This is a genomic window from Hoeflea prorocentri (assembly GCF_027944115.1).
In the GTDB taxonomy this organism is placed as follows: domain Bacteria; phylum Pseudomonadota; class Alphaproteobacteria; order Rhizobiales; family Rhizobiaceae; genus Hoeflea_A; species Hoeflea_A prorocentri.
Genome location: NZ_JAPJZI010000002.1, coordinates 116,789 through 136,562, shown reverse-complemented (window position 1 = coordinate 136,562; position 19,774 = coordinate 116,789). Strand labels below are relative to the sequence as shown.

13 protein-coding genes and 1 riboswitch are annotated in these 19,774 nt (G+C 61.3%); of the genes, 6 read left to right on the top strand and 7 right to left on the bottom strand.

The genetic code is table 11. The features are described from left to right. Entirely contained in the window at positions 1-2,088 is a 2,088-nt protein-coding gene (pbpC, locus tag OQ273_RS22220) for a penicillin-binding protein 1C (protein WP_267993299.1), read from the bottom strand. After that, entirely contained in the window at positions 2,088-7,544 is a 5,457-nt protein-coding gene (locus OQ273_RS22215; RefSeq protein WP_267993298.1) for an alpha-2-macroglobulin family protein, read from the bottom strand. Before OQ273_RS22215 ends, pbpC begins: the two co-directional genes overlap by 1 nt. Before the next feature lie 115 nt (positions 7,545-7,659). Further along, positions 7,660-7,749, top strand: a riboswitch (TPP riboswitch). On the opposite strand from OQ273_RS22215, the gene thiD reads away from it, so the two are divergent. Then, the gene (thiD, locus tag OQ273_RS22210) at positions 7,745-8,587 is read left to right on the top strand and encodes a bifunctional hydroxymethylpyrimidine kinase/phosphomethylpyrimidine kinase (RefSeq protein WP_267993297.1); all 843 of its coding nucleotides are present in this window, start codon (positions 7,745-7,747) and stop codon (positions 8,585-8,587) included. (Overlaps the previous riboswitch by 5 nt.) On the opposite strand, the gene OQ273_RS22205 is transcribed toward thiD, so the two are convergent. The 4 genes from OQ273_RS22205 to OQ273_RS22190 are packed head-to-tail and all read right to left on the bottom strand — an operon-like array spanning position 8,584 to position 15,221. Continuing rightward, positions 8,584-9,576 carry an Ldh family oxidoreductase gene (locus tag OQ273_RS22205; protein ID WP_267993296.1) on the bottom strand — a complete coding sequence of 331 codons (993 nt, stop codon included), beginning with the start codon at positions 9,574-9,576 and terminating at the stop codon, positions 8,584-8,586. The genes thiD and OQ273_RS22205 overlap by 4 nt on opposite strands. A 2-nt stretch (positions 9,577-9,578) precedes the next feature. Continuing rightward, a complete protein-coding gene (locus tag OQ273_RS22200; RefSeq protein WP_267993295.1) occupies positions 9,579-11,561 on the bottom strand; it encodes an oxidoreductase in 1,983 nt (660 codons plus the stop codon). Continuing rightward, positions 11,558-13,603 carry an oxidoreductase gene (locus OQ273_RS22195; RefSeq protein WP_267993294.1) on the bottom strand — a complete coding sequence of 682 codons (2,046 nt, stop codon included), beginning with the start codon at positions 13,601-13,603 and terminating at the stop codon, positions 11,558-11,560. The genes OQ273_RS22200 and OQ273_RS22195 overlap by 4 nt, the downstream gene beginning before the upstream one ends. Before the next feature lie 25 nt (positions 13,604-13,628). Continuing rightward, positions 13,629-15,221, bottom strand: coding sequence for a trimethylamine methyltransferase family protein (locus tag OQ273_RS22190; RefSeq protein WP_425493436.1), 1,593 nt, complete (start codon positions 15,219-15,221; stop codon positions 13,629-13,631). Between the two features lie 152 nt (positions 15,222-15,373). On the opposite strand from OQ273_RS22190, the gene OQ273_RS22185 reads away from it, so the two are divergent. From OQ273_RS22185 to OQ273_RS22170, 4 genes are all read left to right on the top strand, one after another. Next, the gene (locus OQ273_RS22185; protein ID WP_267993292.1) at positions 15,374-16,012 is read left to right on the top strand and encodes a TetR/AcrR family transcriptional regulator; all 639 of its coding nucleotides are present in this window, start codon (positions 15,374-15,376) and stop codon (positions 16,010-16,012) included. 93 nt (positions 16,013-16,105) lie between these two features. Continuing rightward, entirely contained in the window at positions 16,106-16,417 is a 312-nt protein-coding gene (locus OQ273_RS22180; RefSeq protein ID WP_267993291.1) for an ArsR/SmtB family transcription factor, read from the top strand. Beyond that, on the top strand, positions 16,417-16,761 hold the full coding sequence (locus OQ273_RS22175) for an SRPBCC family protein (protein ID WP_267993290.1): 345 nt from the start codon (positions 16,417-16,419) through the stop codon (positions 16,759-16,761). Before OQ273_RS22180 ends, OQ273_RS22175 begins: the two co-directional genes overlap by 1 nt. A gap of 46 nt (positions 16,762-16,807) precedes the next feature. Beyond that, positions 16,808-17,428 carry an ATP-dependent Clp protease proteolytic subunit gene (locus tag OQ273_RS22170; RefSeq protein ID WP_267993289.1) on the top strand — a complete coding sequence of 207 codons (621 nt, stop codon included), beginning with the start codon at positions 16,808-16,810 and terminating at the stop codon, positions 17,426-17,428. 105 nt (positions 17,429-17,533) lie between these two features. On the opposite strand, the gene OQ273_RS22165 is transcribed toward OQ273_RS22170, so the two are convergent. Next, positions 17,534-18,682, bottom strand: coding sequence for a serine hydrolase domain-containing protein (locus OQ273_RS22165; protein ID WP_267993288.1), 1,149 nt, complete (start codon positions 18,680-18,682; stop codon positions 17,534-17,536). A gap of 168 nt (positions 18,683-18,850) precedes the next feature. Between OQ273_RS22165 and OQ273_RS22160 the strand changes: the two genes are divergently transcribed. After that, complete coding sequence (locus OQ273_RS22160) at positions 18,851-19,774, top strand: helix-turn-helix transcriptional regulator (protein ID WP_267993287.1); 924 nt, start codon at positions 18,851-18,853, stop codon at positions 19,772-19,774.

Here is a 19,774-nt window from a genome sequence, read left to right as displayed (position 1 = left end):
CTATTCAATCACCACATCGACATCGACGCTGCGCCCGGCGGCATCGATAACCGCCAGCCGCGTGCTTCCCGGCCCGTCCGGCATCCATTGCCATTGGCGGTCGCGCACCGGCGCGCCGGCCGGTTTTCCGTTTGCCAGCCACCGGAAAGGCGGACGCCCGCCCTGTAGCTTGACGACGAGCGGCCGAAAGCAGCCCGTCTGCCCCCGGCTGAGCGCTATGCGGGCACCGGCCGGCGGGTAGGCGATGTGCGGCGCGGCCTCCCCACTTGGCGCGTTTTGCAGCCGCTCCTGCGCCGAACGGTATCGGCGCATCGGTCCCGGCAAATCGTGGCGCGCAATGCGCACCGCACCGACAGGCGGCGGAGCGAAAGGAACGATATCCACCCCCGACCTTGCAAACGCTTCGAAGAGAACCGGGGCGGCAGAGTTCAGTCCGGTCAGTCCGGGCACGGCGCTGTTGTCGGCACGTCCGATCCAAACGCCGATGACATAGCGGCCATCAAACCCGATCGACCATGCATCGCGATAGCCGTAGCTGGTGCCGGTCTTATAGGCGATTGGCAGTTGCGGCGAACCGGCGGGCGCCGCAGCGCCGCTCAGAATATCGCGCACATGCCAGAGCGATACATCGCTCAAAACGGGTCCGTTTCCGTTGCCTTGCGCCGGTCTGTCGATGCCGTTGGAAAGTATGGCCGCCTGCCCGTTCCCTGTAACGAACAGGCTGTAGATCTGCACGAGATCTACAAGCCGCGTGCCGATGCCACCGAGCCCGATCGAAAGGCCCGGCCGGTCGCCCTGCGGCAGCGCATAGTGCATGCCCGCCCGCCGCAGCAATGAGGCGAGGCGCGCAGGCCCAACAGCAGAAAGTAACCGGACTGCCGGAACATTCAACGACAGTTGCAGCGCGCGCCTTACGCTGACATCACCTTGAAACTGAAGATCAAAATTCTGCGGGCGGTATCCGGCAAAATCCGCCGGACGATCCGAAATCAGCGTTTCGGGCAGCACAACGCCTTCCTGAAAGGCCAGCCCGTAGATAAAGGGCTTGAGCGTTGAACCGGGCGAACGCTGGGCCTGGGTCATGTCGATCCAGCCGGCCCGCTCACTGCCGAAGAACCCTGCGGAGCCAACCTGGGCGACAATGCTTCCATCCCGGCCATCGGCCATGACAATTGCCACCGAGAGACGCTGACCGAGGCGCTCTGCGGCCTCCGCCGCCACCTTTTCAAGGCGGGCCTGCACACTGCTCAGCAACTGCGTCTCATGCCGCTTTGTTAGCGGATTGCCCGCTCGCGCCCGCTGCGCCAGATGTGCGGCAAGCGCCGGCAAGGGACGGCGTTCAGCGGAAAATCTCAAATTCGCGACACGGCGGACCTCGTTCCCGTCAATCAGGTTCTTGTCCGCCGCGCGCTGAAGAACCCGGAGGCTCGCCCGGCGGGCTGCGTCCGGATGCCGGTCGGGCCGTCTCGTTTCGGGAGACTGCGGCAAGGCAACGAGCAGCGCCGCCTGATCGAGACGAAGCGCGCCGGGCTCCATGCCGAAATAGGCAAGGCTCGCCGCACGAACGCCCTCCAGATTGCCGCCATAGGGCGCCAGGGTCAGATACCAGGCAAGAATCTCCTCTTTGGAGAGCCGCTGCTCCAGCTGCACCGCCCGTGCCATTTGCAGCAGTTTTGCCCCGATGGTGCGCGATGGCCTCGGCTCCAAAAGACGGGCAAGTTGCATCGTGATCGTCGACGCACCGGAAACAATGCGGCCATGCACAACCATCTGCCCGGCCGCCCGCATCATCGCCAGGGGGTCGACGCCATGATGCGACCAGAAGCGTTTGTCCTCGTAGGCAATCAGCAGATCGAGAAATTCGGCATCAAGCCGGTCAAGCCGGGGTTGCATGCGCCAGCGGCCATCCTCGGCAGCGAAGACGCGAAGCAGGGCGCCGTTGCGGTCGACAACTTCGACCGACAGGGTTCGTGCATCCGGAAGCGGAGGCGGATAGAAGCGGTCAAGCGTTGCAGCCAGCGCAATGGCAAGCATTAGCAGGCAAGCAAAACCGCCTGCCGCAAAGCCGAATATGCGCCAGCGACCCATTACTGGTTTGCGCCGCGCACGGTCATGAAACGTGCGCCCGTGCGGGCGGCAAATTCAGGCCGGTACATATCTTCCACCTGCGCTGCCGGAAGCGCATAGGTTCCGGGGATCGCCGCCCGCGCCACATAGGCAACCCGCATGGGATCTCGGTTCGACCCGCTGGTCTTAAAGGCCGCTGCAAACCGGTCACTATGGAATTCCGTGTGGGCAGGTGCCGTGTCGCCCAGCCAGGAAAAGGCCGAAAGCGCCGCACTTTGGACAATGCGCGGATTGTCGATCTCGACACCGGCCGGCAAAAGATCGGTGATGACGATCTGTGCCGGCAGGTCGGTTGTCTGTTGCACCGTCAGCACCACAACAAAGCGGGTGTTCTGGTCAACAGTGTCGATCGATATCTCGTTGCCGCTCATATCGTAGTAGGCACGGGAGATGGCAAAACCCTTTCCGCCGGCCTCGGGCGGCTGAACCGGTGCCGCCACCGTCGTAACGATCGCCGTCAGTGCTTCGGACCCATTATTGCGCAGGCGAAGCGGATCGGATGTAAGAGACGCACCGCTGACCGAGCGGCTGAGTGCACCGTCAATGGTCTCGCCATTCAGCTCCAGGCGAAGCGTGTTTTCCTGATCCTGCACCGCCCGGGCTGCGAGCAGCATCCAGGCCTGTTCCTGCGTGGTGCGCGCCGGGCTTTGCATCTGCCGGCTTGAAACAAGCCGCACCATATCGCCAAAGAGAGGCGAGGCCGGACGGCTTTCACCGGCCAGCGCAAGCAGCGCCGCATCGTCACGCAGGGGCGAGCCGTAATCGGTACGCCGTAAATCCGCGGCTGCACTGCCATCGGCAAGTTGATAAGCGGATGCGAAGGCCCGCTGAGCCCGTTCCACATCGCCATAGAGCGCCAGCGCCGCCGCGATCTGGGCACGCGCCATCGGCGTGCGGAACGCATCGAGCTGGGCATCGGCATAGTAACGCAGATCACCCGCCGAGGCCCGCTTGTTGCGTGCCAGAACGTAGAGCGCATAGGCAATGCCGTCGCCATCGTCGGCAACGCTGTTTGTGTATGAGAGCACGCTCTGCAGATTATCGAGCGCGACACGCATCGATTGCTGCGGAACCGCATATTCGCGTTCGCGCGCACGGGTCAGAAAGTCTGTGACATAGGCATCGAGCCACAGGTCGCCGCCTCCCGGCCCCCACAGTCCGAAACTGCCGGCTGCCGACTGATAGGACAGGACACGGGCGATGGAGGCCTCGATTTTACCGCGCAGACCTGTCTCGCCGATAAGCGATGCCGGTGCATCGAGTTCGCTGAGATAAAGCAACGGCAAGGCCCGGCTTGTCGTCTGTTCTGCGCAGCCATAGGGATAGCGGTCGAGCGACATCAAAAGTCCGGGGACATCGAAATCCGACTTCGAAACGCCGACCGTCACGCTGGCGCCGTCCAGATAGTTGGCGGCAAGCAGTTCCGCATCGACCACAGCCGACCCGCCATTCGCGGCCAGCGGCAGTTCGAGCCGTGTCGTGACCGGAAGCGTCGCCGGCCGGACATCAACGCTCTGCCGGTTTTCGACCGTCGTGCCGTCCGGCCCGACAAGGCGCAAGGCGACCTCCGCCTGCGTCGGTTGCCCGGCCTGGACGCCGACGGTCAAAGCCGTCTTCGCACCCTTTGTCAGATTGATGGTGGCGGGCAGGTCCGGTGACGAAACCGATAGCGCCTCTCCGGTATCGAGCGTGACGGCATAGGCACCATCCGGCCCGTCGGTATTGGCAATATCAAAACGCAGAAGCGAAACGTCGCCGGGAGCCAGAAACTGCGGCAGGCTGGCTGTCACGACCACCGGATCGCGCACGATCAGATCCTTTTGCGCCTGCCCGACGCCCTCATCAGTCCAGGCAACTGCCATCAGTTTCAGCGTGCCGTTGAACTGAGGGATATCGAAGGAAACCGTCGCCTTTCCATCGGCATCGGTTTCGACGATGCCTGAGAAAAGGGCCACCAGCTTTTCGCGCGGCGGGCTGCCCTTGATCGCCATGCCCGGGCCGTCTCCGCCGGTTCGCAAGCGCCCGGTGACGCCCTGCGATCCATCGATCAGCCGGCCATAGAGATCACGCAGTTCGACACCCATACGCCGCTGGCCGAAATACCAGTCCTGAGGGTCAGGCGCGCGGTAGGCTGTGAGATTAAGAATGCCGACATCCACAGCCGCCAGCGTGATGCGCGCCGTCTTGCCTGCTCCGGAGACAGTGATCGGAATATCGAGCCGCGTGTTCGGTTGAATTTTGTCGGGCACCTGAAGAGAAACAGCAAGGGCGCGGTCACCCGGATCAACCGCCAGCCATTTCACCCCGACAGCGCGCGCCGGAAGCCGGCTTTCGGCCCGGTCGCCGGGCATGATCAGTGTCGCCGTCACATAGGCGCCTGCCCCCCAGCCATCCTTGACCGGAATATCAAGCACCGTTCCTTCGCCTGGAACGGTCACGTTGAACACCTCATGCAGCCGCTCGTTTGAAACCGCAATCAGGGCTTCACCGGCAAAGCGCGGCGTGATTTTCAGCCTGGCCGTCTCACCGGCGCTATAGCTCTGCCGGTCAAGGGCAATCTCAAGCCCGTCGGGCGACTCGGTCGAGGCCGTGCTCACGTGCCATCCGGAATCGAACTCGATGCTGGAAGCCGGTCCACCCGGACTGTCCGTCTCGACAATCAGCCTGTAGCGGCCCCAATCGACAGTCACGTCGATTTCGCCCGGCGTTTCGGGGGTTGAGGAGACAACACCGTCGCGAATCTGTTTCGTATACTCGACCGGCTCATAGCGCCAGCTATTGCCTTCACGGTACCACTGATAATCCCGCTCGATCTGCAGCAGTGACCATTTGAGGTCGGTACCGGCAACCGCCTTGCCGTCGGCGCCGGCGGCAATCACCTGGAAGCGGGCCGTGGCGTTCTCACCTACCTGACCGCCTTCAAAACCCGGCCTGATACCGATCATCAGGCCTTCGGGCCTGACACGCATCGTACCGGTTTTCTCAACCGCCCGGCCGCCACCCTCGCGTAGCCGCACCGTCAGGTCGGCTTCCAGTGGATGGGTTGTCGCCGGCAAGGTGCGTAGGGAGAGATCAACCGTGCTCTTGCCTTGTGCATTGAGCAGCGGAACGCTCGCAATGTCGAGTTGGCTCTCCACCGCCGCTTCATCCGCGAGACCGAACACATAGCCCGGGAAAGAAGGCCGGGTGCGCACCGATTTCAGTTTCAGCTCCGCATCGGCGGACAATCCGGCTGCCGGCGCACCGTAGAGGAAACGGCCATCGATTTCCGCCTGCTCGGTTCCACCGACCGCCAGCGGAGCCTTGGGCAGCACAAGATCGACAGCGATCCGGTCAGGCCGGAAATCCTCAACCAGAAACCGCGTTTCGCTCAGCGCCGCGCCGCCGTTCCCCGCAACGGAGCGGATGGTCCAGGCGCCCTGCATGGCATTGGCCGGCAAATCGAGATCGAGCTGATAGCCGCCCGCCGGGCCGCCGGTTCGCACACTGCGCCGGTCCTCCTTGCCGTCAGGCCGCACGACGGTGAAGGTCAGCGGCAGGTTAGCGACCGCGAGCGCCGCATCATCGCGCAACAGCGCCGACAGGTGCACCGTCTCGCCGGCGCGGTAAATGCCGCGATCCAGCCATGCATAGACATCCAGCGGCCCGGGCGCGGCGCGTCCCGAGACTCCGCGGTCGGACAGGTCAAACCCGGCACGCGAAAGGTCGAGGAAGACAAAGTCGCCATCCTCGCCGGTAACGGTCACGACAGCCGGCTCCAACCCCGCCTTGCCGCGCATGAGACCGGCGGCAAAATGCGCCCGCCCGTCACTGTCCGTTGTAGCCTGCCCCAATATCTCGTTGTTGCGCGCCAGAAGCGTCAGTTCCGCATTCGCGCGTGGTTTCGCCGTGTCGAGCGAGCGGGCAAAGACATGCAGTCCGTCACTTCCGGAAAAGGTCGAAAGGCCGATATCGGACACCACCAGCCATTGGGTGGCGCGGCTTTGCCAATTATCGAGACGTTCACCCGCGACACGCGCCGTTATCACGTAGACACCCGGCTTACGCTCCGGCAGCGCCTCGTCGACCGGGAAGCTCGTTATCGTTTCGCGGTTAAGTTCGTTTCCGGTCTCCAGCGTGCCCTGCCAGACCTTCTCTCCGAGTTCGTCGCGGATCGTGTCCTCGTCATAGGCGTCGAGTTGGCGCAGGAACCGTGACTTGGCCATGACGGGCGCAAGCGAGCGGTCACCGATGCGGTAAAGTTCAAGCTCCACCGCGTCCGCATTGATGCTGACCACCGGAACCCCCTTGCGCCCGGCGCCCGGAAGAACGAACCGGTCGCCATCAAACCGCACGCTCGGCGAGCGGTCGCGCACATAGGCGCTGATGGTCACCGGCGCCTCGAGAATCTCGCCGATTTCCGCCGGCAGTCCGGACCGCAGGGTCAGCCGGTAGGTTTTGCCGTGTTCGAGGCCGCCGGCGCAGATTTCCTGACCCTTGGCCGTCACGTCACCGGCCGCACGTCCATCAATGCTCACATAGGACGCGTAGTCGACGCCGGTCGGCATCAAGGGGTCGGAAAAGCGCACGCAAAGCCGCGCTGTGGCGCTATCGGCATCAACCGTATGCTCAACGACGCGGAAGCCCTTTCTCGAACGCAGGTCCTGAAAATCAGCCCGCACACGCGGCGAATCCACCAGCGCAAGGCTCTCCTTGTAGGCCTCAAGCGCGGGCCGGAACTGCTGCCGAACCTCAAGCGCCTTGGCGAGCAGATCAAGCGCCTGAGCCCGCTGCGGCGCCGTGCGCGACAGCTCATAGGCATTCAGCGCCGCTGACGATGCGGTGCGCTGCATGGAATAGTCATTCTGACTGCCGGCATAGAGCGTATTGAGCGCCGCGTGGGAAAGGTTCAGCCAGAGATCGACATCGCCCGGATCGATGCCTATCGCGCGGCCAAACGCATCAACCGCGAAAGCCGGATCGCCGGCTGCAAGCGCGTTCCGACCCGCCGCAACAGTGGCCGCCAGACCGGTTTCCCCGTCGCGCCGCGCCGTCAGCTCCGATTTCTTCTGAGACGCTTCCGTGTAAAGGCCCCGGCCAAGGAAAGAAAGATCGGAAGGCGCGCCAAGGTCAGCGCCGTCGGTCCCTGTGACAACCTTGCCCGCGACTGCGCCTTCAAAGGGCTCAAGCCGATTGAAATCGGATTTCAGGAAACACCACTGCGCCTTGGTGTTGAAAGTGAAAGCACGGCAATCGCCGTCGGAAAGACAGATGGATTTGCACTCATCCAGCGTCACATCCTTTTCGGCCCGCAAATCGAACCCGTAATAGTCGGCATTATCGACCGTCTCGATCCGGCGTGTATCCGACGCCAGCGCGGTTCCCGCGACCGCGATGCCGGCAATAAGAACGGCAATGGTTCCAAGGCGCTTGAACATCTCACTCTCCCATCAAGGATGTTCTGCAACCAACGCAGGAAACTGCGAAGATTTCAAGACAGGCGAACGAAGAAAGCCCTTCTTCCTTGACATCGCGGCCGCGGCAGGGTGGATTGAAATGGAACCGGGGTGCCGCAAGGCTGAGATCAAACCCGTTGAACCTGCTTCGGATAATGCCGGCGAAGGGAGTTGAACCGCCCATGACTGTTGCGAATATTCTGGCTATTGCCGGCTCCGATCCGTCCGGCGGCGCCGGCATCCAGGCCGACCTGAAGACAATTCAGGCCAATGGCGGCTACGGCATGGCCGTCATCACGGCGCTCACGGCCCAGAACACAAAGGGCGTTTCCGGCATTCACGAGGTTCCCGCCGCTTTCGTCGAACAGCAAATCATGACCATCCTCAAGGATATCCGTATCGACGCGATCAAGATCGGCATGCTGGCAAAAGCCGACATCATCCGCGCGGTCGCCGGATGTCTCGACCACCTGACCGGCGTGCCGGTTGTCCTTGATCCTGTTTGTGTCGCCACAAGCGGTGCGAGATTGATTGCCCCTGACGCCATCGACGCAATGAAAACAGAGCTTTTGCCGAAGGCAGACATTCTGACGCCGAATATCCCGGAGGCCGGAGAACTTTTGAACCGCATCGCGCCGCGAGACCGGAACGACATGGAGCAAGCGGCAAAACGGCTTTTGAAACTCGGGCCAAACGCGGTGTTGCTGAAAGGCGGCCATCTCAAGGGAAACATCTGCAGCGATGTTCTCGCCGGCTCGGAAGGTCTTTCCTGGTTCGAAGACGCACGGATCGCCACGCCAAACACCCACGGAACCGGCTGCACCCTGTCGTCCGCAATTGCAACGCAGCTTCCGGTCAAGACAGCCCTGTCGGAAGCCGTGGGCGCGGCCCGGGACTATCTTCGCGGCGCAATCATGCACGGCCATATGCTATCCGTCGGCCGAGGCCATGGCCCGGTTTGTCACGGTTGGCGGCAGCGACAGTCAGGAGACACGCATGACGCCGCAAGCACTGAAGATGCCTAATCTGCCGTAAGCGCACGAAGGCGCTCGATCGCGCGGTCATCGACTTCAATTCCGCCGCAGAGCGTGTGTGCCCTGTTTTCAGCCTTGGCGAGGCCCGGTATATGAACGCCGTAATCCTTCCCGAGGCGCTGGATCTGCACGCTCATCCGCTTGGGAAAATCCGGATCGATTACGGCCGGATCAATCGCAAGAACAAACAGGCCCGATGCCGGGCACTGATCACCTTCAAACACGGACGGCGCATCGAGCGACCAGTTGGCGCCGGTCAGACCTGCCGCCAGAACCTCTACCATCAGCGCCATATTCGCGCCCCGCGAACCACCATAGGAAAGCAGCGTGCCCATAAGCGCAGCCTTAGGGTCCGTCGTCGGCTTGCCGTCCCTGTCGAGAGCCCAGCCGGCGGGGATTGCCTCGCCCCGTTCGGCAGCCTCGCGAATATTAACATAGGCCGTGGCGCTGGAGGATTGATCGATTAACAAAGGCGGCCCGTCAGCCTGTGGTGTCGAAAACGCCATCGGATTGGTGCAAAAGACCGGCTTGGTCGAGCCGGACCCGGCGAGCAGCGGCGGTCCGTTGGTGGCGGCAAGACAGACCAGACCGGCATTCGAAAGCCGCAATGCATAGGTGCCGAGCGAACCGCACGTCGTCGCGTTGTTCTGCAGCACGGCGCACATGCCGAGCTCCTTTGCCCGCGACACCAGACGGTCAATGACCATATCGAAACCCGTCTGCGGCAGGCCGCCCTTGCCGTCGATACGGATCATAGTCGGAGCCGGGTCGCTTATCTCCGGCTCGGCCGCGCCGTCGATGCGGCCTGCTTCAAGACCGTCAATATAATCAAAGACATGCGCAACGCCGACGCTGTGCTGGCCAAGCTCTTCGCTGAACACGGTCTGGCGCGAAAGCGCAGCCGCAGCCTTGCGCGAAAACCCCACTGCGGTCAGCACTTCGACGAGCAAGCGCTCCAAATCATCCGTCGTCATCATCATGTCTATATCTCCAGCGCCACCCGCCGCCCATCGTGGATCGCATAGGGCGCCTGCCGGGCCGCAACGCCATCGCCGATGGCCGTGAAAGCAATGCCGCGTTCTGCAAGCTCACACGCCAGCGAATCGAATGCCACATTGGTTGTCGCGGTGACCAAGGTGTCCGCTTCGATCATCCGCTCTTCACCGGTTAGCAGGGACACGACCCGCGCGCCGCCCGCTGTCCATTCAAGGATCGCGCTTTCGACGATGAACTCAGCGCCCAAACGGCTCAAGGCGCGCCGCAGCGGGAAATCGGCGGCTGTGCGCTGCAGCTCCTTGCCGATCAGCGCATCCGGCGTGACCATCGTGACGTCATGACCATCTTCAGCCAATTTCCAGGCCGTACCGCAACCTTTCCAGTTGCCGCCCTCGTCGAGAACGATGACGCGTTTGCCCGGCCGGGCCTCGCCGGCCATCACGGCTTCGGCGGAAAAGACATTGCCGCTTGCCAGGCCGGGCAGGTCGTCGAACTGCGGCAGTGCCTTCTGGAAACCGGTGTCGGCGGGCAGCGAGCCCGTGGCAAGAATGACTGTATCAGCTCCATGCGCGGCCACGTCATCTGCCTCGACAAAGCTGTTGAGGCGCACATTAACACCAAGCTTCGCCAGTTGCCGCTCATACCAGGCGATCAGATCGGCGATCTGCGCCCGGCGCGGTTGCTTCCCGGCAAGCGCGAAGGCACCGCCGAGCCGGTGACCCGCCTCCGCAAGCACAACTTGGTGGCCACGCTCAGCGGCAACGCGGGCGGCTTCGAGACCCGCCGGGCCGCCGCCGACAACCAGCACATTTTTCGGTGTTTCTGTCGGGCTGAACCGGTCACCGCCCCATTCCCATTCACGCCCGGCAGACGGGTTGACGACGCAGGATATCCAGTAGTCGCGCGATCGCCGCCCCCAGCACATCTGGTTGCAGGACAGACAACCGCGAATGTCCTCCGGGCGACCCTCTTCAGCCTTGGCGGCGAGATGCGGATCGGCGATCTGCCCGCGCACGATAGAGACGAGATCGCTCAGACCTTCGCCCAAAACGGTTTCGGCATTTTCCGGCGTACGGATATGGGCCTCGGCGGTCACCAGCGCATGGCTGACCGAAGCCTTCAGGATTTGCGACAGATCAGTCCCCATCTTTTCCGGATAGAGGAAGGTCGGCATCAGCTTGTAGAAATCGAAATAACCGCCGACGCCGCAGGTCACATAGTCAACGTCCTGCGTCCGGTCGTGCAGCGCCACGATCTCGGCAATCGATTCACGCGACAGCATCACATCCACGTCGGGCTCGTCGCTGACGGCGAGACCGACAATGAAATCCTCTCCGCACAGGCGGCGGATACGGTCGATGATTTCGCGCGAAATCCGTGTGCGGTTTTCAAGGCTGCCGCCCCATCGATCGTCACGCCGGTTCGACCAGGGGGTCCAGAACTGATCGATGAAACTATGATAAGCGGCCCATACCTCGACACCGTCAAATCCGGCTTCCTTGCAACGGCGGGCCGCCTGGACAAAACCGTCGATGGTTTCCTCGATTTCCAGCCCGGTCATCGTGTGGCTGCCATCGCTGTCATGGTAGCTCGGCCGTCCCGACGGCGACCAGTTGGCGTGAAAAGAATTGTCGGCATCGCCATGCTGGCCGACATGATAAAGCTGCTGGATGGCGACCGCCCCGTTGTCCTTGATCGCCTCGGTCACCTTGCGAAAAAGCGGAATGATACTGTCGTCGCTGTGACGGAAATTGCCGCGTGTCAGAACGGCTGCCGCATGCACCGGCATCGGCTCGACCACGATCATCCCCGCCCCGCCGATCGCCCGCTCCCGATAATATTCTGTATGCCGCGCCACAGGGTAGCCGTCCTCAGCCATGTTGGTTGTGTGGGCGCCGAAGACGATCCGGTTGCGCAAAGTCTTGTGGCGCAGTTGCGCCGGCTTGAAGATATGACGGAACGCGCTCAAAGGTCTTTCACCAGCCGCAAGGCGTCATAGATGGCGGCATGGGTGTTGCGGGCAGACACCGCATCGCCGATCCGGAAAAGCTGGAAGACACCATCCCTGTTGCGTTGCAACGCCTGCGGCCGCCCGCCGATCAGCGCGTCATAGTCCACTGCACCAAGGTTCGAGCTCATCGGCTTGAGCTCAAAATAGAGTTCGTCCAGTGGCAACGTGCCATAATTGAGCACCACCTGATCGTACAGTGCCTCATCGGTATGATCAGAATAATCCGTACCGATCAGCGCGGTCAGCTTGTTGCCCTCGCGGCGCACATCCAGAAGCCGGCGGGTCACCGTGAATGTCACGTCCTTGTCCTGCAGGGCGCGCATATAGGGCACGAGATTCATACCCATAATATCGGGGGCGAACACCCGGTCCGGCGTCATGATTTCGACCGTCGACCCGGCCTCGGCGGCGATTTCGGCGGCCTGAAGTCCCGGATGATCGCCGCTTTCATCATAAATCAGAACGCTGCCGGCCGGTTTGACATCGCCGGAAATCAAATCCCAGCTTGTCACGACATTGGCCTTTTCACCCGCCTGCTCGAAAAGCTGCGTATTGGGCATACCGCCGGTGGCCATGATCACGACATCAGGGTTTTCCGCGGTGATGTGATCGGCCTCGGCCCATGTGTTGAAATGGAAGACGACACCCCGCGCGGAGCACTGGGCCATGCGCCAGTCGATGATAGAGATCATCTCCCGCCGTCTTGGCGATCGCGCGGTCAGCCGGACCTGCCCGCCGGGATCCGGCGCCGCCTCGAAAACGACGACCTCGTGGCCACGCTCGGCCGCAACGCGAGCGGCTTCCAGCCCGCCCGGCCCGGCCCCGACGATGACGATCTTCCGCTTCGTCTCCGCTGGCTCGATCTCGTGCGGCATCGTGAGTTCCCGGCCGGTGGCGGCATTGTGCATGCACAGCGCCTCGCCCGCCTGATAAATCCGGTCCAGACAGTACGTCGCGCCGACGCAGGGCCGGATATCGTCCTCGCGGCCTTCCATAACTTTCCTGACCAGATGCGGATCGGCAATATGCGCCCGCGTCATGCCGACCATATCGAGAAGGCCTGACGCGATGGCATGGCGCGCCGTTGCGATATCGGGGATTTTGGCAGCATGGAACACCGGCATACCGGTCGCTTTCCTGACCTCGCCGGCAAAGTCCAGATGTGGCGCGTTGCGCATGCCCTGGACCGGGATGACATCGGTCATCGCCGGATCGGTATGGATCCGCCCGCGGATCACGTTGAGAAAATCCACCTGCCCGGTATCGGCAAGTCTTTTCGATATCTCGATCCCTTCCTCGGCGGTAATCCCGCCCTTTTGCACCTCGTCGGCCGTATAGCGAAACCCGACGATGAAATCGTCACCCACCCGCTCGCGCACCGCCCCCAGCACATCCAAAGGAAAGCGCAGGCGGTTTTCCAGCGTGTCCGCGCCATAGGGGCCGTCAAGATCATTGGAGAGCGGCGACCAGAACTGGTCGAGCAAATGGCCGTAAACCTGCAACTCGATCCCGTCCATGCCGCCGGCCTTCATGCGCTCCGCCGCATCGGCGAAATCGCCGATAATGCGTTCGATGTCCCAGTCTTCGATGAGCTTGGGAAAGGCGCGGTGCGCCGGCTCGCGATGGCGAGAGGATGAGACCGACGGCAGCCAGTCCCCCTTGTTCCAGCCGGTGCGGCGACCAAGATGGGTCAGCTGGATCATCACCGCACAGCCATGGTCATGGCAGGCGTCCGTTAGCTCCCGGATCCACGGGACCACCTCGTCCTTATAGGCAAGGACATTGTTGAAGACCGGCGGGCTGTCTTTCGATACCGCAGCCGATCCGGCAGTCATCGTCAGGGCGACGCCCGCCCGCGCCCGTTCCTCGTGATAGGCCCGGTACCGCTCCTTCGGCATGCCGTCTTCCGGATAGGCCGGCTCGTGGCTGGTGATCATGACCCGGTTTTTCAGCGTCAGGTGTTTGAGCCGGTAGGGCTGCAGCAAAGGGTCGGACGTCATGTGTGATTTGCCCTGCTCATCGCCATCAATACCAGCGATCTTCCATCGAGGATTTGCGAGCTGCGATGAAATCCTTCAGCGCGTCGTCAATCGCTTCGTCGATTGCCGGAGCTTCGTAGCTTTCCAGCGTCTGCTTCCATGCCTTGTTGGCCCTTGCCATGGCATCTTCCTCTCCCTGTTCGAACCAGGTCTCAAACGGCTGGTCATCATTGAGCGCGCTGTCCCAATAGGCGGTTTCATAGTGCCGCAAAGTATGCGCGGTGCTGAAGAGGTGCTTGCCCGGCCCGCCTTCCGCCAGGGCTTCGATGCCGAGCGTGTCCTCGTCGACCTTCAGACCGGCAAGATAGGCGTGGAGCGCGGCGCAAAGATCCGTATCCATCACGAATTTCTCGTAGGACATCGACAAAAGCCCGTCGAGAAAGCCGGCTGAATGCAGGATGTAATGGGCGCCGCACTGCACCGCCGACATCATCGACAGGACCGACTGGGTCATGGCCTGCGCATCCGGTAGCTTGGAGGTTGAGAAGTTGCCGGCGCAACGCAGGGGCAGATCAAGCCGCCGGGCCAGCTGTCCCATGACAAGACTGCCGAGCGCCGGCTCCGGCGTGCCGAAGGTCGGGCTGCCTGACCGCAAGGACATGGAGGCAAGAAACGACGCCAGAATGGTCGGCGCGCCGGGACGCACGAGCTGGGTCAATGCGCAGCCGACCATCGATTCGGCGAGGCCTTGCGCAACCATGCCGGCCATGGTGACGGGCGAAACGGCGCCGCCAAGCAGAAACGGCACATGAATACTGCCCTGACCGGCCGCCGCATAGGTGCGGATGCCCTCGGTCGACACCCCGTCCCAGACCAGCGGCGATGTCGCGTTGAAATTGCCCATGATAACGCAATGTGCATCGACAAATTCCGCACCGAAAAGAATACGGCACATCTCGATGCTGTCGGCGGCACGCTCCGGCGCGGTGACCGAGCCCAAAAACGCCCGGTCCGAATAGCGCATATGGGCATAGACCATATCCAAATGCCGCTTGTTGACCGGGATATCTGTGGGCTCGCAGATCGTCCCGCCGGAATGATGCAGCCAGGGGCTGGCCTGGGCGAGCTTCACGAAGTTACGGAAGTCCTCGATTGTGCCGTAGCGCCGCCCCTGATCGAGATCCATGACAAAGGGCGAGCCATAAGCAGGTGCCAGAACAACGGCATCTCCGCCGATTTCAACCGAGTTCAGCGGATTGCGCGCATGCTGGGTAAAACGCGGCGGCGCGGTTTTGAGGATTTCGCGGATCATGCCCGGTTCGAACCGGATGTTCCATGCTTCACCCGAGACGGGCGTGACCTGCCCGCCGGCTGTCCGGAACAGTTCGACCGTCTCGTGATCATCCCGGAATTCTATTCCGATCTCCGCGAGGATCCTGTCGGCTGCATTCTCGACTTTGACCAGCGCGTCTTCCGACAGGAGATCCTGCGGGGCAACATTGCGGGTAATGAAGGGGACCGAAAGATGTGTGTTCTGCCCCGCGCCGCCGGCACGTGCGGCCCGGCGCGACAGGCGGCCTCTGTTACGCGACCCGCGCACTCTGCGGCCGGCCTGTCCGCCACCCGAATTTAACTGCAAGGGCTCTTCCAACCGTGGCATCGACCGCTTCCTCCCGATGACGCCTCTCGACCTCGAGTGCATTGGAAACAGAAATCGACATATGTGTCAATAATATGTACATAAGTGTCGATTCATTTGCCTGCGTCAAATGCAGATGCTATCAGCATCCCATGGATGACGTTGTGGCGCACAAGACAAAGGGCTGGCGCGGGTCGGAGGATCTCTGGCTGGAAAAGGCCTACGACATGCTGATCGGCTCTGGCGTGGAAGCAGTGAAGATCATGCCGCTTGCCAAGGCGCTCGGCCTGTCGCGGACCAGCTTTTACTGGCATTTCGAGGACCGGGACGCTCTGCTCGCGGCTCTTGTTCGACGCTGGGAGAAAAAGAACACCGGAAACCTGGTAGAGCGATGTGAACGCTATGCCGAGACCATCACAGAGGCGGTCTTCAACCTTTTCGATTGCTGGATCGATGACACCCTTTTCGACGCGAAGCTGGATTTCGCCATCCGCAACTGGGCCCAATCAGCGCCGAAACTGAAGAAACGTCTGGAAAACACCGACCGCGACCGCATAGAGGCGATAGGCGGCATGTTCACACGCTATGGCTATAGCAAAGAGCAGGCCGACGTGCGCTCGCACACAATCTATTACACACAGGTCGGATACATCTCCATGATGGTCGAAGAACCCATGGACATCAGGATCCGGCGCATGCCCGACTATATCGAGACCTATACCGGCAGGCAGCCGAGCCAGACGGAAATCGAACGTTTCATAGGCCGGCATCGGGAGCTTTTGACAAGCTGAGACCGGCGTGCCGACACCTGGCCGGCCGCTCTTTGTTCCAGACGTCCAGTTTCACGACTTGCGAATCACATAAGTCTGTGCTTATGTATTCTCATGATCGAGAACGATATCTTCAAAGCGCTTGGCGATCCCACACGCCGTGCCATTTTTGAAAAACTCGCTGGCGGCGGCAGCAATGCCAGCGCGTTGCGCGAGGGCATGGAGATCAGCCAGCCGGCCATGTCGCAGCACCTGTCGGTGCTGCGCGCGGCCAAGCTGGTGCGTGAGGAACGGCAGGGCCGGTTTGTCAATTATGAGGTCGACCCGGAAGGTTTGGAGCACATCGCCCGCTGGCTGCAGAAATACCGCAATTACTGGCCGGCCCGCATTGATGCCCTGAAAGATGTACTCAAGGACATGGATTGATGAAAAAGCCCGAGAACGAAAAACTGGTACAAGATTACGATCTTGATGCCGAACCGGAAAAGGTATGGCGCGCCGTCAGTCTGGATGAATACAGGACAAAATGGTTCGCCGATGCCGGCCCGGACTCCTCACAGATCGTGTCGGCAACACCGGGACAGGAAGTCAGCTACAGGATGCGCGATGATGAACCGCCATTCATCGAAAGCATCGTAACCTTCCAGATTGCACCCAACCGGTCCGGCGGAACGGCGCTGCGGATCATCCATGAGATCGCCAACCGGCAACTGGACGTCGGCTCGAAGGTCTCGAACGACAATGGTCAGCCCTTGATGCTCGCCGCCTGAGGCAGCTCAAAGGTTTTAAAGCACAATTGAAGACAGGAGTTCGCCGATGCGCGAAGCGATGCAACTCGTCCCCATGGTCGTTGAGCAGTCCAGCCTTGGAGAACGTTCTTTCGACATTTACTCGCGCCTGCTGCGCGAGCGGATCATTTTCCTCAACGGCGAGGTCAACGATGCCGTGGCAGCGCTTGTCTGCGCCCAGCTTCTCTTCCTGGAATCGGAAAACCCGAAAAAGCCGATCAATCTTTATATCAACTCACCGGGCGGCATCGTGACCAGCGGCTTTGCCATGTTCGATACCATGCGCCACATTCGCGCGCCGGTGCATACGCTGTGCATGGGCACCGCCCGCTCAATGGGCTCCTTCCTGCTGATGGCCGGTGAACCGGGACAGCGCGCCGCCTTGCCCAACGCCAATATGCTCGTTCACCAGCCATCGGGCGGCTATCAGGGCCAGGCATCGGACATCGCCATCCACGCCGAAGAAATTCAGGGCACCAAACGCCGCATCACGCGGCTTTATGCCGAAGCCTGCGGCCGCACCTATGAGGAAGCCGAGCGGGCACTGGACCGCGACCACTTCATGACCGCCGAAGAAGCCCTCGAATGGGGTCTCATCGACCGCATCCTCACGGGACCGAGAGAGGAACAGGAGCAATCCGATAGCTGATCCTTCCCGCAACCAACATCGTTCAAGCTGCACAGGCCGCGGTCGTGCTCACACACGGCCGCGGCCTTCGATCGAATACGACGCTTTGTTAATCAGGCGATGCGCCTATGAAGCCTGCTGATGAACCGCCGTCTCAAAACGCCCATAGAAATCCAGGAGCGGCTTTTCGACAAACGGAAGCGACTGGGTCATGAACACCGCCGCAATGCCCGTCGACGGATCGATCCAGTAGTGGGAATTCAACACACCTGCCCAACCGAGTGAACCGGCACGCCGGCGGCCGGGAACGTCTGCCCGGTTCTGCAGGAAACCGAACGTATGGCCGGTTGGAGCTCCACCAAACATATCCACATTGGAGACCAGCGGCGAGCTGCTTGTCATTTTCTCAAACGACAAACCGCCCATCTGATCCTCCATCATAAGCGACATCGCCGCCGGCCCGAGAATCTGTTTGCCGCCATGCATGCCGTTGTTCAGGACCATCTGGCAGAATCTGATATAGTCTTTCGGCGCTGAATACAGCGCATGCCCCATGCCGTAAACTTCCGGATTGGGCGGCGGCGCAATTTCCATTGGACCGAATGTGCCGTCTTCTCCACGGATACTGACATCCGCAAGGCGCGCCGTTTGGGCCTCCGAGAGTTCAAAAACCGTGTCGGTCATTCCGAGTGGTTCAAAAATCTCTTCCGTACAAAACGAATCGATCCGCCGTCCGTCGACAGCCTCGACAACGCGCCCCAGCCAATCCGTGCTGGGTCCGTAACCCCAACGCGTTCCTGGATCGGTCATGAGCGGATAGTTGAGCGACGACTTTGTTCCGGCCAGGACCGAAGGATGTTCTGTCGCCTCCATATATGCCGCAACATCGGCGTTCCAGAACTCGTACTCGAGTCCCGATGTATGCGTTGCGAGATGCCGGACCGTGGCTTCGGTCGCGGGTTCGCGCAGTATGGGTCCGCTATCGCCCAGACCTTCAAGCACCCTGAGCTCTTTCCATTCGGGCAATATGTTCCCGACAGGCTCACCGGGGTCGAGCTTGCCACGGTCAACGAGTATCGCCGCCGCCGTCGACCCGATAGCCTTGGTCATCGAAAAGATGCGGAACATTGTATCCATGCCGGCATCGCGCCCGTTGGCCGCCGAACCAGCACTACCCTCAAAGACGACACCATCCCTGTTCGCGACCGTCGCAACGACAAAAGGCAGTTCCCCCTGCTCGACCGCACGATCCAGTTCCGATTGCAGATTCTCCATGTCTCCTCCCAGCCTTCATTCAGTTGATTTGCAGTTTTTTGGCAAGCTGAAGACTTGCACAGGCCATCAGCCCCGTCATTTGCGTGGGGCGCGGATCTGTCGCGTTTGACGCGGTGGATTGCAAAATGTGGGCCATGGCGTCATGTTTTACGCTTTGGAGGATAAAACGTGCCATGTCAGAATTGGGCGGCGGAGGATGTCGAGGAGTCTCGCCGGTTTGAATATTACCGTTCCGGTTTGTGTGCCTCATTTTCTAAGCTCACGCCCGAACGTCCCGAATTCGATCGGCCCTTCAACGCGCGCCTTCGCCACTCACAAGGCGCCCGGGCCTCCTTCACCTATCTGTCGGTTCCGGATCACAAAGTGAGCCGGACAAGAACCGATATCGTCGACGCTGAAGATGATGGGCTCTATCTCAATTATGTTTTGAAGGGTGAGATGATCCATGATTTTGGAGCGAGTGAGGTCAAAACGGTCCCCGGCAGTGTTGTTGTTGTCGACAATGCACGAATATTTGACGCCAATATCGGTTCAGGCGCAGTTACCGAACTGCTTGTTTTCCGAATACCGCGGGATCTGCAGGAAACGGCTTCCCGTGAACTGACACAACGGCTCGGCAAACATCCCCTGCTGCCGGCACTCTCACGGGTTCTGTCGCATGCCACACATCGCCAGCGCGCGTGGGATGATGAAGAAATCGATGACACGGCGGCCGCGCTCTTCGGGCTCATCCGCACCATGTCCCGCGATGATATCGGCAGGGCGTCCTTTTCCGGACATCAGGCAACATTCCTGAAGGCCAGAGCGCTTGCCCGCGATGGCTGCCTTGATGCCGATTTCTCAATTGAGGATCTGGCCCTCGAACTGGGATTGTCTGTGCGCACGCTGCAGCAGCATCTGGCAAGTTGTGGAACGACATTTACCGAGATGCTCAACACCGAGCGCTGCGACGCCGCCGATCGTCTGATCAATGCCAACCCGGGGCTGACTGTTGCTCACATTGCCGAGCGGGTCGGGTATCGCAATCTGTCGACATTCTACCGGTCATACCGGCGCAAGACCGGCAGCACACCCCGCACCCACCGCGATTAA

Excerpts from the sequence above, each read along its gene's own strand:
- pbpC (WP_267993299.1), bottom strand. The coding sequence starts at position 2,088 with ATGGGTCGCTGGCGCATATTCGGCTTTGCGGCAGGCGGTTTTGCTTGC.
- OQ273_RS22215 (WP_267993298.1), bottom strand. The coding sequence starts at position 7,544 with ATGTTCAAGCGCCTTGGAACCATTGCCGTTCTTATTGCCGGCATCGCG.
- thiD (WP_267993297.1), top strand. The coding sequence starts at position 7,745 with ATGACTGTTGCGAATATTCTGGCTATTGCCGGCTCCGATCCGTCCGGC.
- OQ273_RS22205 (WP_267993296.1), bottom strand. The coding sequence starts at position 9,576 with ATGATGATGACGACGGATGATTTGGAGCGCTTGCTCGTCGAAGTGCTG.
- OQ273_RS22195 (WP_267993294.1), bottom strand. The coding sequence starts at position 13,603 with ATGACGTCCGACCCTTTGCTGCAGCCCTACCGGCTCAAACACCTGACG.
- OQ273_RS22185 (WP_267993292.1), top strand. The coding sequence starts at position 15,374 with ATGGATGACGTTGTGGCGCACAAGACAAAGGGCTGGCGCGGGTCGGAG.
- OQ273_RS22180 (WP_267993291.1), top strand. The coding sequence starts at position 16,106 with ATGATCGAGAACGATATCTTCAAAGCGCTTGGCGATCCCACACGCCGT.
- OQ273_RS22175 (WP_267993290.1), top strand. The coding sequence starts at position 16,417 with ATGAAAAAGCCCGAGAACGAAAAACTGGTACAAGATTACGATCTTGAT.
- OQ273_RS22170 (WP_267993289.1), top strand. The coding sequence starts at position 16,808 with ATGCGCGAAGCGATGCAACTCGTCCCCATGGTCGTTGAGCAGTCCAGC.
- OQ273_RS22165 (WP_267993288.1), bottom strand. The coding sequence starts at position 18,682 with ATGGAGAATCTGCAATCGGAACTGGATCGTGCGGTCGAGCAGGGGGAA.